Annotated in this window: 13 protein-coding genes; 5 read left to right on the forward strand and 8 right to left on the reverse strand. The window is 52.9% G+C overall.

Going from position 1 to position 13,984, the window contains the following annotated elements; all coding sequences use genetic code 11:
• Positions 1-19: 19 nt before the first annotated feature.
• Complete coding sequence (locus Q0W94_RS11660; protein ID WP_297759417.1) at positions 20-1,354, reverse strand: TIGR03279 family radical SAM protein; 1,335 nt, start codon at positions 1,352-1,354, stop codon at positions 20-22.
• Positions 1,355-1,538: 184 nt separating this feature from the next.
• On the opposite strand from Q0W94_RS11660, the gene psb35 reads away from it, so the two are divergent.
• Together psb35 and Q0W94_RS11670 are read left to right on the forward strand one after the other, a co-directional pair.
• Positions 1,539-1,766: a photosystem II assembly protein Psb35 gene (psb35, locus tag Q0W94_RS11665; protein WP_297759419.1), complete on the forward strand. Its 228-nt coding sequence runs from the start codon at positions 1,539-1,541 to the stop codon at positions 1,764-1,766.
• The gene (locus Q0W94_RS11670; protein ID WP_297759421.1) at positions 1,763-3,391 is read left to right on the forward strand and encodes a cyclic peptide export ABC transporter; all 1,629 of its coding nucleotides are present in this window, start codon (positions 1,763-1,765) and stop codon (positions 3,389-3,391) included. The genes psb35 and Q0W94_RS11670 overlap by 4 nt, the downstream gene beginning before the upstream one ends.
• Here Q0W94_RS11670 and ntcA read toward each other — a convergent pair.
• From ntcA to Q0W94_RS11685, 3 genes are all read right to left on the reverse strand, one after another.
• Positions 3,388-4,053, reverse strand: coding sequence for a global nitrogen regulator NtcA (gene ntcA / locus Q0W94_RS11675; protein WP_297762437.1), 666 nt, complete (start codon positions 4,051-4,053; stop codon positions 3,388-3,390). The genes Q0W94_RS11670 and ntcA overlap by 4 nt on opposite strands.
• Positions 4,054-4,245: 192 nt before the next feature.
• Positions 4,246-4,944 (reverse strand): DUF2834 domain-containing protein, encoded by a 699-nt coding sequence (locus Q0W94_RS11680; protein ID WP_297759423.1) that lies wholly within the window; start codon positions 4,942-4,944, stop codon positions 4,246-4,248.
• Positions 4,941-5,606: a hypothetical protein gene (locus Q0W94_RS11685; protein ID WP_297759425.1), complete on the reverse strand. Its 666-nt coding sequence runs from the start codon at positions 5,604-5,606 to the stop codon at positions 4,941-4,943. Before Q0W94_RS11685 ends, Q0W94_RS11680 begins: the two co-directional genes overlap by 4 nt.
• A 529-nt stretch (positions 5,607-6,135) precedes the next feature.
• Here Q0W94_RS11685 and Q0W94_RS11690 point away from each other — a divergent pair.
• The gene (locus Q0W94_RS11690) at positions 6,136-6,969 is read left to right on the forward strand and encodes an acyl-CoA desaturase (RefSeq protein ID WP_297759427.1); all 834 of its coding nucleotides are present in this window, start codon (positions 6,136-6,138) and stop codon (positions 6,967-6,969) included.
• Between the two features lie 6 nt (positions 6,970-6,975).
• On the opposite strand, the gene Q0W94_RS11695 is transcribed toward Q0W94_RS11690, so the two are convergent.
• Together Q0W94_RS11695 and Q0W94_RS11700 are read right to left on the reverse strand one after the other, a co-directional pair.
• Complete coding sequence (locus Q0W94_RS11695) at positions 6,976-8,748, reverse strand: hypothetical protein (protein ID WP_297759429.1); 1,773 nt, start codon at positions 8,746-8,748, stop codon at positions 6,976-6,978.
• A gap of 242 nt (positions 8,749-8,990) precedes the next feature.
• A complete protein-coding gene (locus tag Q0W94_RS11700; RefSeq protein ID WP_297759431.1) occupies positions 8,991-9,539 on the reverse strand; it encodes a DUF1269 domain-containing protein in 549 nt (182 codons plus the stop codon).
• Between the two features lie 141 nt (positions 9,540-9,680).
• Here Q0W94_RS11700 and Q0W94_RS11705 point away from each other — a divergent pair, with 141 nt between their 5' ends.
• Together Q0W94_RS11705 and Q0W94_RS11710 are read left to right on the forward strand one after the other, a co-directional pair.
• Positions 9,681-10,073, forward strand: coding sequence for a 2Fe-2S iron-sulfur cluster-binding protein (locus tag Q0W94_RS11705; RefSeq protein ID WP_297759433.1), 393 nt, complete (start codon positions 9,681-9,683; stop codon positions 10,071-10,073).
• A gap of 6 nt (positions 10,074-10,079) precedes the next feature.
• Complete coding sequence (locus tag Q0W94_RS11710; protein WP_297759435.1) at positions 10,080-10,931, forward strand: inositol monophosphatase family protein; 852 nt, start codon at positions 10,080-10,082, stop codon at positions 10,929-10,931.
• Here the strand turns inward: Q0W94_RS11710 and Q0W94_RS11715 are convergent.
• A complete protein-coding gene (locus tag Q0W94_RS11715) occupies positions 10,928-11,659 on the reverse strand; it encodes a segregation/condensation protein A (protein WP_297759437.1) in 732 nt (243 codons plus the stop codon). The two genes, Q0W94_RS11710 and Q0W94_RS11715, sit on opposite strands and share 4 nt — an antisense overlap.
• A 98-nt stretch (positions 11,660-11,757) precedes the next feature.
• A complete protein-coding gene (locus Q0W94_RS11720; RefSeq protein ID WP_315863073.1) occupies positions 11,758-13,677 on the reverse strand; it encodes a DICT sensory domain-containing protein in 1,920 nt (639 codons plus the stop codon).
• Between the last annotated feature and the right edge of the window lie 307 nt (positions 13,678-13,984).

The raw sequence follows: 13,984 nt of genomic DNA on the forward strand, positions 1-13,984 counted from the left end.
AGGGGCAAGATCAGTGATTTTAGGGATGGGTACAAGCGGCAATAATTCCTGCTGCACCGCCAGAGACCACTTGAATGGGTACCCCTAGAGCCTCCTCCACAGTGGCTAAAGGCACATCATCGAGAAAAATGGGGGCATCGTGCTTGAGCATGAGACTGGGCAGGAGGAGGCGATCGCCTAGGGGTTTGCCCTTCAGGTGATAAATCAAATCATGGCCGGTCAGTAGCCCTGTCACTGACATCTGCTGTCCCCAATAGTCACTGGCCAAGGCATAGAGATCAAGGCGCAAGTTCTCAATCTGATTGAGGCGTGCCACCAACGGTTCAAAAGCCTGTGCCACCGTATTGCCGACTACCCAACTGAGATGCCGCGACCGTGGTAGGCGTTGAGGGAGCTGTTGGGCGTGAAGGTCAAACTCTTCTAGGAACAGGCGAATGGTGCCCACTCCATTACTGAGTTGTGGATAGTCCTGATAGTGGGCTGCTGGCGGTAACGGCCACCCAGCAATCAAGAACCATTCATCCGCCAGCCAAGCAAAGGGGGTTTGCCACTGCCGTTCAAATTGCTGCTGTAAAGCCTGTACCCGTTGAATCACTGCTTGGGCATGGTCGGAGGTGACAGGGGTGAGTTCATCCTCAGCAGGGCGAAAGCGGGTCAGCCCTACGGGCACTACAGCCACTGAGAGGACTGTTGGCCAATCAGGATCATAGAACTGGGCTAAATCTCGCAGCGTTTGCTCTAGGCACTCGCCATCATTAATGCCTGGACAAACAACAACTTGAGCATGGAGTTGTAGCCGCTGTTCCTGAAACCAGCGAATCTGTTGCAGAATCTCGCCAGCGCGGGGATTTTTCAGTAGGCGTTGGCGGACACTGGGCACTGTAGCATGGACAGAAATGTAAAGGGGGGAAAGGCGCAAGCGGGCAATGCGCTGCCACTCTGAGGGGAGAAGGTTTGTCAGGGTAATATAACTGCCATAGAGAAAACTGAGGCGGTAGTCGTCGTCCTTAATATAGAGGCTTTCCCGTTTGCCGGGCGGTTGTTGATCAATAAAACAAAAGGGGCAGCGATTGTTGCACTGCATTAGACCATCAAAGAGGGCAGTGGTAAATTCTAGGCCTAAATCTTCGTCAATCTCTTTTTCGATTTCGAGAACGTAGGTTTGGCCGTCTTTGCCCAACACTTCAAGAGTGAGGTATTCATCGGCACAGAGAAAGCGGTAGTCAATTAGATCGCGGGGGCGATCGCCATTAATGGCCACCAAAGCATCACCGGGTTCAAATCCCAACTCCGCAGCAATGGAGCCAGGCTTCACAGCAGCTACAAGAGCCGGTCGAAGGGCGCGATCGCTCATCGTTCAGAGGTGTTCACAGGTCTTCAAAGGTCGGGCAAAATTCTCTGTCACCGGTGGGAGTCACCCCCCTTATCTTTTAATGTACCCTAGGTCGCTTCGCCCCTCGGGATTCTCAAAGCAGCGCTAGGATTGATATAGTGGTGTTCGATGTTCTAAATATTTCTCAATATTGACGAGGAAAATAATGGGGTCATTGGCAATTGGCTTTACCGTCGGTGCAGGTAACTTCCTCCCCTTTTATGGGGTGTTGCTGCTGGGTTTAATTGCTGCCGTGAGCATTGGCCTCATTGCATGGTACAACTCAAAGCGTCCTCCCGGTTGGGAAAATGCCGATCGCCCCAGTTTTATTCCTAACTTGGATCTCGAAGAACCTGCATCCACCCTTAACCCTGATGAGACCAGAGATTCGTGAAGCTATTTCGGATTCTCCTGGAAGCCGCCTGGCCGACGATTGTTGCAGCAGCAATCGCCGGGCTTCTCAACGGTGGCAGCACGGCTGCGCTTATTGCCCTCATTAACGCCGCTTTGCAGAAAACCCCTGCCCTCCAACGCCTCTTGCCTGGGGGGTTTATTCTCCTCGGCACACTACTGCTGTTGACCCACTTTAGCTCCCAAGTACTGCTGGTGCGGGCTGCCCAACAGGCGGTTTATGAAATGCGCCTCCTCCTCAGTCGGCAGATTCTCGCTTCATCCCTACGCCAGTTAGAAGCCATTGGTAATCCCCAGCTGCTTGCAACGCTGACAGAGGACGTGGATGCTGTCTCCCGTTCCTTTTCCGTGTTGCCCAATCTTTTTAATGCCATTGCCATTGTGATTGGCTGTCTTATTTACATGGGCTGGCTGTCGCCGCCCCTCTTTTTTGCCCTTGTCGCCTTAATTGCCATTGGTACTGGCAGCTACTTATTTCTAGCGGGCAGAGCACAAAAATTCCTGGAGCGAGCACGGCAGCAACAGGATCACCTTTTTCGCCACTTTCGGACACTCACCGAGGGCAACAAAGAACTCAAGCTCAATCGGCAACGGCGGCTCGCCTTCTTCTATGGGGAATTGACACCCACAGCTCAAAAAACACGGCAGCAAAATGAACTAGGGTACATGGTCTTTGCGATTGCTGCCAGTTGGGGGCAGCTGCTGTTGTTTGTGACGATTGGCTTCTTTCTCTTTACACTGCCCCATTTGCTGGGAGCCACACCCACGGTTCTCTCAGGCTATGTCCTCACAATTATTTACCTCATGCTGCCGATGCAACAGGTGATTGATGCCATTCCAGTGTTTAGTCGTGCCAGGGTTGCCCTCAAGAAAGTGGAATCCCTACAACTCAACCTTGGGGATTTGCACCAAGATATCAATAATAGGGGTGAGCTTCCTCCCTTGGGTTGGAAAACCCTCTCTCTACTGCAGATTTGCCATCAGTACCGCGGTAGCCACAAGGATGAGCCCGCAACCTTTACCCTAGGCCCCTTAAGTTTGACCATTGAGGCTGGGGAACTGGTCTTTATTGTCGGTGGTAATGGCAGTGGCAAATCCACCTTGGCCAAGATTATTACAGGGCTCTACATTCCTGACCAAGGGGAAATTTGGGTGGATGATCACTGTTTGCGGCCTGAGGACTACGAATGGTATCGGCAACACTTTGCCGCTGTCTTTAGTGACTTTTACCTCTTTGACTCGCTGTTGGGAATTGAATCTCCAGAACGCCTAGCCGTCATCCCACATTACCTTGAAAAACTGCGCCTCAGTCACAAAGTTCGCCTAGAAGGTAACCGCTTTTCAACGACTTCTCTCTCGCAAGGGGAGCGCAAGCGTTTGGCGTTGTTGATGGCCTATCTCGACGATCGCCCTGCCTACCTCTTCGATGAATGGGCAGCAGATCAAGACCCTGTGTTTCGCGATATTTTCTACCGCCAACTCCTCCCAGAACTAAAAGCCCAAGGCAAAACGGTGTTTGTTATTAGCCATGACGATCGCTATTTCGATGTCGCCGATCGCCTGATCAAACTGGACTATGGCCAATTGGTGGTGGCCTCTCACCCCTAGGTAAACTGCTGGCTCAACATCAGCGGATTATGCACCGTGATTTTCTTTTTGTGAATCGAGATCATTTTTTGATCGCGGAGTTCCCCCAATAGGCGAGTCACAGTTACCCGTGTCGAACCAATGGCCTCAGCGATCGCCTGATGGGAAAGCTTCAAATCCACGGTTACTCCCGCACTCGTGGGAACGCCAAAGTCACGGCAAAGAATCAGCAAAAAGCTCACTAATCGGGACCCCATATCGCGGTGGGCAAGGGTTTCGATCATCATCTCCGTTTGCAAAATCCGCGATGACAACCCCTGAATCATAAACATGGGCAGTTCTGGATCGTGCTTCATGGCTTTTTCCACCTGCTCGATGGGAACGGCCAACAGCTCCACATTCGTAAATGCCACCGCATGGTAAAAGCGATCGGAGCGGGTGCCTGTAATGAGGGACAAGACTCCAAATACCGTATTTTCGCGCAGCAGTGCTACTGTGATTTCTTCGCCCCCTTCATACACCCGTGAGAGCTTGACCGCCCCCTTCAGTAGAAAATAGACTTTTTCAGCTGGATCCCCCGGAAAGAAAATCGTTTTTCCGCGTTCGTAGGTTTCAGTTGTGGCGGGAAACAGGCCACTGGCCATGTGGCGAAAGACTGGTGCTAAGGGTTCGTCTTTGTTCATGAGTCGTATGTCAATCCAAGGTGGTTGAATGGGTGGTGTGGGTGGTGTAGCGATCGCATAGGGTGCTGTCGGCATTGATATTCCCCCAACAATGCAACTCTCTCAACACCAGCCAATCTCGCTCTGGGTGTAGAGTTCAGCATTCACAGATCAGTAAAATCAGTAAAACCAATTCAGGGGCATTTTTTTGTATCATGCCACACTTTTTTTCGAGAGAATTAAGGGCGGACGCAAAAGGAAGTAACCCAATACTCCTACAAAGGGGACAAGGCTCCACCACCGCCACGGTGACTTTTCTAGGCCTCGCCGTTGCCAGTCATCCACAAGCAGCACGGGCAAGAGTAACGACAGTAGGCAAAAGTCAAGGGTCATCACATGAATAAAGCGGCTGCTGTGCCACTGCTGCCAAAAGTCTCGCCAGTCGCCGGCAAGTAAGCCATAGCTCAGAAAGATGACCGCCAATAAAAAAATCCCAATTCCAGTGATCCGCGATTCCCAAAGACGTACACCCCTATTGCGTGCTCCTGTGAAGAGGGGTGCAGGCTGTCGCAGGATCAAATAGGGCAACAGGGCAAAGGCACCCACGGCAAAACTGAAAGCAGCAAATGGCCACGCCGGAAATCGCTGCCCTTGACCATCCACCACGAGTAATGCGGTATAAATCAGTGGCCACACACCCATCAAGTTAAAGAGACTGACTATGAGGGGGTTAATGCCCTGCCAGTCTCCAGTAGCTAGCCGTTGAATGAGTGTCAGCGTTTGCGGTTGATCGGGGGGCGCAAAACCAAAACTATAGACAATCAGCCCCACCCAGAGAACGGCCAAGAACAGCCGCAGGACTCGGTATGAGTTAGCAAGGGGGCTGTGAATGGCTGTTTCTTCGATGGTCATTGAAGGCTAGCAGCTAGGCTAGTTTCCCCAACTCCTGCTTTTTGCAGTTGCTTGGTAAATTGGGGAAGAACTCGCTGACACTGCCGCACAAAAGCCGCCAACCAATTGTCTAAATGCTCAATTTGTTCCCTATTGAGGTAAATATCACGGCTGGATTGGTACGACCGATAAACGACCCGACCCTCATTGGTCACCGTAAAGTCAGCAAACCAACTGCTATAGGGACGGGTCCCCCGCCAATAATTGGCCACAATCATTTTGCCAAGGTATTTCTGGGCAATATCGCCAATTTTGTTAAAGTGTTCAAGAACTTCCGCTAGGGTGAGGACTTTAGCGGCTGGCTGTTCCATGCTATCAAGCTGAGGTAGCGTGATATCGCTGAGGTCTTCTTGAGGTTGTGCCGCCAGACCCATCAAAGCGAAGAGCTTCTGTTCCAGATTGACGAGGTAGCTATTGTAGGTCTGGCCATTGCGGCTGAGGGTTTGGTGCATCCGCACAATCAGATCAATTTCCGCCAACTTAGTTGCAGCTAAGGAGTCTAAGCGCGATAACTGCTCGGCAAAAGCCTCGCTATCGCTCCCACTCACCTTTAGGCCAAGGGATTCAGCACGCTCTGCAAGCAGACGGCGAATGTAGTAGCGGGTCATGGGTGTGAGCGGCATAGTCCTAAACCTCAAATGCAGTGAAAGAAGAAACCGGAGGAATGTAAAGTTTTGTAAACTAATCTAGCACGTTGCTTCCCCGTGTTGCACAACAGGAAATTTTTTTATATAAGTAAATTGGCGGAGTAGTAAGAATTTACTCCAGGGAAACGGCTGTTCATTCCTTCCAACCTATTCACGAATATAAATGATAGGAGCTGCTTCCTTCTCAGTAGTTTCACGGAAATTTATAGCATATTGACAAATTTTAATAAAACTAAAAGCGGCTAGGATTAGCGGGTCTTGACACGGGTGAGCCCCCTAGTGAGCTGCACCGCCAATTGTTGAAGCAATTTTTCACTTGACGTGCGCTGCAATCTCTGTGATGATGAAAGGAGTAGTTGGCTGTTTTGCTTGTTCAATATAGGCTATTGACAAAACACTTTTCTTGAGGTCTAATTCAAGAAGCATTCACAGCTACCTCTGCCCTAGTGGAGTGGTCTACACGGCTTAGCTCGGTCTAGGGCTTGTCAATGTGTTCGAGAGTTCTATGACATCTGTTTCTTTGTTGCCTGCACGCCCCCTGCGTCCCAACTGGGGGGTGATTTTTTTTATGGGTATTGTCCATTTGGGAGCGTTGCTGGCCTTTGTGCCTGGGACGTTTTCATGGTCGGCAGTGCTCCTCTGCTTTGTCCTCTACTGGATCTCTGGTGGTTTAGGGATTACCTTGGGATGGCATCGTCTTGTCACCCATCGTAGTTTCCAATGTCCGCAATGGCTGGAATACTTTTTTGTTTTTTGCGGTACCTTGGCCTGTGAGGGTGGCGTCATTGAATGGGTCGGCCTCCACCGCAATCATCACCTCCACTCCGATCAAGAACTGGATCAGCACAATTCCCAAAAGGGCTTTTGGTGGTCCCACATGGGTTGGATGCTCCAAGAAGTGCCCGCTAAGGCAGAGGTGGAACGCCTTACCAAGGACATTAACACTGACCCTGTCTATCGCTTTTTGAATCGGTATTTTCTCCTTATTCAAGTGGCTTTAGGGATGTTGTTATATCTCTGGGGTGGACTGCCCTTTGTGGTCTGGGGCATCTTTGTCCGCCTGGTGCTGGTGTATCACCTAACTTGGTTTGTCAATAGTGCGACCCACAGGTTTGGCTACCGCACCTTTGAATCGGGCGATCGCTCCACAAATTGTTGGTGGGTTGCCCTCCTGACGTTTGGCGAAGGCTGGCACAACAATCACCACACCTATCCCCATTCAGCACGCCACGGTCTGCAATGGTGGGAATTTGATATTACGTGGATCACGATTCGAGCACTGCAAGTGATGGGTCTGGCTCAAAAGGTGCGGCTTGTGGAAGCCCCCAGGAATCAGTAAAAACCCTTAAAAGGGGTTCTGGGGTTCCGCCTCTTGCCAAATGCGGATCAATTCTCTTGCTTCCGAGTAGAGAGGATGGGTGGGGGGGATGAGTTCGGCGGTGGCGATCGCCTGGCGGTTGTCCCGTCCGACCCAATAGCGTGCCTGCTCTAGGATGTTGTTGCCCCACTCCACGATCAACTGGTTGGCGGTGGCATAGACACTGGAGTTGGGGGAAATTTTTTGGGCAATGGCAATAGCAGCGGCAAAGTCGCGATCGCGACCCCCTTGGGCACGGCGCTGGGCTTCATTCAGGCGAGCCATCTCCGGATCAAGCTGCCAGCTCACTGCTTCAGTTGCAACGGGGGGAAAGAGTTCTTTGAGGCGATTTTGAGCCGTTTCATAGAGGGCGCGCTGGGGACGAATTTGCTCCAGCAGTTGGCGAGCTTGCAACAGAGCTTCAGGGGTACCTTGGCGGGCAAGGATATTGGCTCGGTCAATCAGGGGTTGATCCTCGGCAATCTCGATTTGACGTTGCCACAGCCGTCGCTGATCGCGGATTTGGTCTTGGCGATAGGGACTCGCCTCCGCCAAAGGGATGTTGAGTCTGTTAATCGCAACGTAAAGGCGGTCCACCGTACCACCACGGGCAATGGCTTGGGCTGCTGCTAAGGTTTGTAACACCTTCAGATCGGTTTGCCAGCGCCGAATGGCCTGTTGAGCTTCAAAGTAGAGGGGGCGTTCTGCAGTAATCGTCCGTGCTTGGGCGATCGCTCGATCAATGTCTTGTCCCATCCTTGCTTGAGCAAACTCTTCTGCTGCTGCCAACTTCACCACATCCTCAGCAGCGGGGGTATCCCTGACATCTGGGGGAATCAAACTAGCAATTCGCCGCGCTTCTTGGGGGTCATAGCGATTTAAGGCGGCGATCGCCAGTTCTAACAATCCCTCACCCAATTCATTGAGCAATCGCCGCGCACCGGGGTAAATATCACTGGTAGTGGGAATTCGCCGCACAATTGCGATCGCAGCGGCCAAGTTATCGGCTCCCCCCTGCGCCATGAGGGCACGCGCTTCATCCAACTGTCGATCTTCCCGTTGGGCACGGATAATCCGCTCATTAAAGGCACCAAACTGTTCCTGCGCCCAGTAACGACAGTCAACAAATTGCAACTGGAGCGAGATTTGAAAGGCGTCCCGCCATTGCAGGTTTTTCAACGCCGCTTCAGCACGGCGGTAGATTTCTTCTCCTTTTTGCCAAATTTCCTGCCAGCGCTGAATGCGTTCTTCCACCTTGGCATAGGCTGGGACCTCCCGGGGAATCCGCCGCGCAAAGGCGATCGCCCGATTTAATTGCCCTCCATGAAAGGCTTCCTCTGCCAAGGTCAACACCTGATCGGACCACACCTCTAGGCGGCGATTAATCTCAGGGGCAAGGGGATGATCCCGCGGCAAGTCGTCAATGAGATCAATGGCATGGAGCAAATCCTCAAGGGTGTGTCGCCCTGCGGCCTGTTGGGCACAGTAGAGGCGAAAGGAGGCCGATGCCAGAGGCCAAAGGACAAAATCACAATTGCCGGGAGTTGTTGGTTGCCGCAGTAGCAGCCACAGGGAGAGCCCCGAAATCCCCAGGGAAATTAGCAGGGAGAGGCCAGCCACCCCTGGCCAGTGTTGCAACCAAGGTAAGCAGCGGCGCCACTGGTTGTTAACAAGGGGAGCGAGACGATTGAGTTGGCGCGATCGCCCGCCAAAGCGCTTTAAGATCGCAATCACTGCCGTTGGTTTAGTTTGCTCCTGCACCGTCTCCCACTCCCCAACACTGCCGATTGGCATCCCTAACTATGAGCACAATGCCCAGTGACAGCCCTTTTCTGCAATAGGGATTAAGGAACTGTGCTGTCTGACACGTGCCTTCGCCGTGTTGAGTGGGTTCCATCCTTGGGAAAAAGGCTGTATCTAGGGAATGGCTGAACCTCTCAAAATTATCCTAATCAACCTAATCAATTTAGAGGGAGAGCTAGCCCAAAGACACACTCAACAAACTAACTGTTCGTCGTTTCACTAGAGGTCGTTGCTGCGCTAGGGGCGGGCGCTTGGGAGGCTGCATTGCCTCGGTTGAGGGCTTCCTGCAACTTCGCTTCATCCTCTTTTGACAGGGAGGTGCGCAGGACTTTACCGCCAAAGGGAGCAATTTCCTCGAGTACTTTGTCAGGTGTGGCTTGACGGACCAATGTAAAGATGGCCGAGCTACCGGGGGCAATGGTTTGTCCCAACTCCTTGATGAAATTATCATCAATGCCAATATCGGTAAATTTGCCGGAAATCGCTCCCGCCACAAGACCCGCAGCCCAGCCCAAGAGAGGATTGAAGAACAAAAGACCAATTAATAGCCCCCAAAAGCCACCGCCAAGGGCACCCTGGAGGGTTAAATCCTGAGTCTGGTTAATTTTAACCTTGCCCTCTTTAGTGCGCACGACAACAGCAGCGTCCTCAAGGTCAATGAGATGCTCACGCTGGAGTTTTAGTAACTGGATTAATACTTCGTTTGCCTTGTACTCATCATCAAATGCAATGACCACTAAGGTACTCATAACTTTAGGTCTCCCTACAAATATGGCTCATAGAACCGCTCCTACCATAGCATTGTCATTAGCCGGTTGGGATTACGGTATTGTAGCTAAGGGACAAGGCTAGGTCTTTGACAGCCCCTTTCACGCTAAGAGAGCGAGATCATGAGCACGCCACAAACCTATACTGTGACCATTCATGTGCGTCCCCTCAAGTCAGGGGATCCACCCCCGCGGACATACACAATTACGGTTCCGAGCGATCGTTATATCCTGCAACACGCTGAGAGCCAGGGCCTTGAGCTGCCCTTTTCCTGTCGCAACGGTGCCTGTACCACCTGTGCTGTGCGTATTCTCTCTGGCCATGTCTATCAACCGGAAGCCATGGGACTCTCTGCAGCTCTGCAGGCCCAAGGATACGCCCTATTGTGTGTCAGCTACCCCCGCTCTGACCTTGAGGTGGAAACCCAAGATGAGGATGAGGTCTATGAGCTGCAATTTGGCCGCTACTTTGGCAAAGGACGAGTCCAGTTAGGGCTGCCCCTCGATGAGGATTAAGCAGCTATGTTAGCCGTGAGTTGCCCGCTGCCGGAGAGTGAGCGACAGCGTTACTTAGAAATTGCTACGGAGGCGGCCTTAGCAGGGGGTGCTGTCCTTCAGTACTACTGGGGCAAATTAAGTGAAATTGAGGAAAAAGGCCGCTCTGGTGACCTCGTCACGGTGGCCGATCGCCAGTCAGAAGCGGCGGTCCTGGATGTGATTCGTCGCCATTGTCCAGATCATGCCGTGTTGGCGGAGGAATCGGGTCTTTCGGGACTCAAGGACAATCCATTCCTGTGGGCCATTGATCCGCTGGATGGCACGACCAACTATGCCCATCAATACCCCTTTAGTGCCGTCTCGGTGGCTCTGTTAGTGGAGGGGGAACCCCACATTGGCGTCGTCTATGATCCCTTTCATCGAGAACTGTTTCGCGCTGCAACAGGCCTCGGTGCCACCCGCGATCGCCAGCCCATTCACGTTTCCAGTACCGCAGAACTGAGTCACAGTCTTTTGGTTACCGGTTTTGCCTACGATCGCCGTGAAACGGCGGACAATAACTACGCTGAGTTTTGCTACCTGACCCACCTCACCCAAGGGGTACGGCGGGGCGGAGCAGCAGCCATAGACTTGGCCTACATTGCCTGTGGTCGCCTCGATGGTTATTGGGAACGGGGTCTCTCCCCCTGGGACTTGGCTGCCGGTGTAGTTCTTGTCCGTGAAGCTGGGGGCATCGTTACTGCCTACGATCAATCTCCTTTTCAACTGACATCGGGGCGGATTTTAGCCACCAATGGTCATCTCCACGCTGCCCTAAGCGAGGCTCTACTGCGGGTGAAACCCCTGGGTTTTTCATTTCTGCCAGAGGGACCTTAACCTGGGTCTTCTAGGGAAATTGCGGCAGGCAGACAGGTCCGCACCTGTAGGGGTTGATAAAAATCTGTTTGTTGGAGCTCCACCTTAGACTGGGCGGCGAGGAACAGCAGCGCCCAAAAGACACCCACGGAATCGGGCTGGCGCTGCAATAACTCTTGGAAGTCTAGCCATGTACCTGCGGGGGCCATTTCCCTGAGAAGGCTTTCCACTTCCCTAGCCATCTCCGTGAGGTTTTCTTGGTGAGCCAGTTGGGTAATGGCCCTGAGGGTGGTGGGACGGCGACGCTGCCGGGGCTGACGAGGCCGCAGCACCTTTGGGCGATCGCTCTGGAGCGCCATGGTTTTCAGGTGGCCAATTAATTCTTCAAGGGTGAGGCGGCGCCATTGTTGTGGGGGCACCACGGGGCGACGATGTAAATGCTGCTCTAGGGCATGGGGCAAAACCACAAAGGACTGGCTTTCACCGATCTCTGGCGGCTCCTCGCCTTCCGCTGCCGCTGGTGAAGGTTCAGTAACGGCCACTAGGCGATCGCTTTTGAGGAGCACCAGCATCGCTGCACACAAAAAGGCTTGCCCCGATTCACTGAGATTGGGTTCCCCCCGCTGTGCCAACTCCGCCAAACAGCGATCGCAAACATCAACGACTTGAATATCCCAGGGGTCAATTTCCCCCCGCTCCGCTAACTCAATCAAAATGTCAATGGCAGTATCGGCAAAAGATTGGCTCATGGCGGGCTGCCCCCTCGTTGTTGTCTCTTGTAACCTCCTCCGGACGCTGAGCCGACGGCTAGAGGGCGGGACCGATGGCTCCCCAAAGTGCTCATTATTTAAAAACCCTCAGCAATGGGAATTGTAAAGTGAAACTTACTACCGCGATCGCGCCCCGCCGACTCCGCCCAAATTTGCCCCCCCAAATTGGTAATAATCTGGCGACAGATTGCTAGACCCAACCCCGTTCCCCCCGCAGAGCGCCGCAGTGCTCCCTCCTCCTGATAAAAGCGATCAAAAATCCTTTCCAAGCGATCGGGTTCAATGCCGCGCCCCGTATCGGCTACGGTCACTTCTAGTAACCCATCAGGACGGGGCTTTGCTGCAATGGAGACCTGACCCGACTGTTCTGTAAACTTGCAGGCATTGTCCAGTAACTTCGAGAGCACCTCCACCAGCCACTCACCATCGGCTCGCACAAGGGGCAGTTCCTTGGGCAAGATGGTCTGAATTGTCGGGAGCTGATCCTTGGGGGTGCGCAAACTACTGAGGGCCAAATCCACCAGTTCCTGGAGGGACAGCGGTTCCGGTCGCCACTGCACCCGGCCACTTTCCAACTGGGAGAGGGTGAGGAAGTCCTGAATGAGTTTCCGCATACGCTCAGCATCGGCGAGAGCGGTACTCAGCATCACCTGCCGCAGTTCTGGATCCATATCAGGTTCACTGGCTAGGCTTTCGAGACAGACTTGAATGGTCGAAAGGGGCGTGCGCAGCTCATGACCTGTAATTGCAATTAGATTGCTGCGGGTACGATCTAATGCCTCCAATTGCGCATTGAGTTCTTCTAAATCGGCGTAGGCCTCTGCCTGAATCAGGGCAACCCCCACTTGGGCGGCGATCGCCTCCACTAATTCTGCATCCATATCGTGCCACGGCAGCGCTTCGCCGCGGTGGAGTTCGACAATACCCAAAAGTCGCCCCCGATACAGAACAGGCGCCAGTAGGAGGGCTTTGACGCCGGCAGCATCGAGGGGCTTGAAACGGGTGGCCTCATAGTGGGGATCAGCGGCCACATCATCCACCTGAATCATCCGCTGATGGGTCAGTGCCTGCTGGGTGTAGGGGTGCTCAGCCACAGGCCAATACTGATATTGCAAGGGGGGCAGGGCACCGCTAGTATACTCGTGCTCGATGGGCACCCGCGTATCAGTACTGCGGCAACGATAAATTAGACAGCGATCGCCCTTGAGGGCTTCCCCCAGCTCCGCCACGGCGCGAGTCAGAATTTCCGTGGGATTGAGGGAATTGCGAATCGCCGTGGTAATTGCATTGGTGAGACGTTCCTTGCGCTCTTGAATGGCAATTTGGCGGTAGGCCTTAATTTGCTTGTACTGGCCTGCCTGGAGATAGGTAACTAGGCGATCAACAAAGGGGGCAGGATCAGGATTGCCCCCCTCCAATTGGCGATAGGTTTCAACCAATACTAGACCTTCCCTGAGTTTCTCCTTGAGTTCAGGGCGGTATTCCCGAATACGGTTGAGGAGAATTTCAGCCGTTGTTGCCGCCACCTGCCGATCAAACGTCCAAATGCCCTCAAAACGCCGCGCTGCATCCATCGGCGGCAACACCTCGAAGCGATGGGTGGGCGATCGCTGGACTTCACGGCAGACCAAGCAAGTGCTGTAATTTTTGCCCAAGACGGTCAAATGCCATTCTTGAGTGAGGGCATCGCCGGGATCAAAGGCCACAGTTTCATAGTCGCCAGAGCAGTTTGTAAACTCGGTTTCGGGGGCAGCCAAAACGTAGACATGGTGGGACTTTGTGGCAATACGCTGGTAGCGATGGGCTTCTTGGCGATAAAAGCGTTCCCGCTGAAAGCAGGCAATAATGATTGGCGCATCCTCACTGGCCAAAACCTGATCCTCCATGGCGTGGGAGAGCGCCGTCAGCGATGTTTTGAAATACAGTTGCAATCGCAAGTGAGGCAATCGCGCCAACAACTCCTCAAGAACAGATGTGGCAATGATCCTGTTGGCCATGGAAGGGTGTGAATAAGAAGATGCCCTACGGTACCATTATCGGCAAATCCGCACCACCGAACCTATTGAAATTCCGTTCGAGCGGCTGGACCTGATTCAACCAACGGCTGAATTGCTGGAACCTCCAACCTTAAACTTTTGTTAAGAATTTTATTGATTGGCAGGGCTTATATGTAGTTTTCTATACTATATTTAAGCAAACCCGAAAAGATCAGCTTCTCTAGGGCTGGGGATCAACAAAATCCTCATAATTGCAACCGCTGCTTACGTTGTTTCCAAAGGTGCTCCGTGGAAACACCCATGGCAA

Origin of the sequence: Thermosynechococcus sp., assembly GCF_025999095.1 — a bacterium.
In the GTDB taxonomy this organism is placed as follows: Bacteria; Cyanobacteriota; Cyanobacteriia; order Thermosynechococcales; family Thermosynechococcaceae; genus Thermosynechococcus.

Excerpts from the sequence above, each read along its gene's own strand:
- Q0W94_RS11685 (WP_297759425.1), bottom strand. The coding sequence starts at position 5,606 with ATGCCGCTCACACCCATGACCCGCTACTACATTCGCCGTCTGCTTGCA.
- Q0W94_RS11715 (WP_297759437.1), bottom strand. The coding sequence starts at position 11,659 with ATGAGCCAATCTTTTGCCGATACTGCCATTGACATTTTGATTGAGTTA.
- Q0W94_RS11690 (WP_297759427.1), top strand. The coding sequence starts at position 6,136 with ATGACATCTGTTTCTTTGTTGCCTGCACGCCCCCTGCGTCCCAACTGG.
- Q0W94_RS11720 (WP_315863073.1), bottom strand. The coding sequence starts at position 13,677 with ATGGCCAACAGGATCATTGCCACATCTGTTCTTGAGGAGTTGTTGGCG.
- Q0W94_RS11705 (WP_297759433.1), top strand. The coding sequence starts at position 9,681 with ATGAGCACGCCACAAACCTATACTGTGACCATTCATGTGCGTCCCCTC.
- Q0W94_RS11680 (WP_297759423.1), bottom strand. The coding sequence starts at position 4,944 with ATGACCATCGAAGAAACAGCCATTCACAGCCCCCTTGCTAACTCATAC.
- Q0W94_RS11660 (WP_297759417.1), bottom strand. The coding sequence starts at position 1,354 with ATGAGCGATCGCGCCCTTCGACCGGCTCTTGTAGCTGCTGTGAAGCCT.
- psb35 (WP_297759419.1), top strand. The coding sequence starts at position 1,539 with ATGGGGTCATTGGCAATTGGCTTTACCGTCGGTGCAGGTAACTTCCTC.
- ntcA (WP_297762437.1), bottom strand. The coding sequence starts at position 4,053 with ATGAACAAAGACGAACCCTTAGCACCAGTCTTTCGCCACATGGCCAGT.
- Q0W94_RS11700 (WP_297759431.1), bottom strand. The coding sequence starts at position 9,539 with ATGAGTACCTTAGTGGTCATTGCATTTGATGATGAGTACAAGGCAAAC.
- Q0W94_RS11710 (WP_297759435.1), top strand. The coding sequence starts at position 10,080 with ATGTTAGCCGTGAGTTGCCCGCTGCCGGAGAGTGAGCGACAGCGTTAC.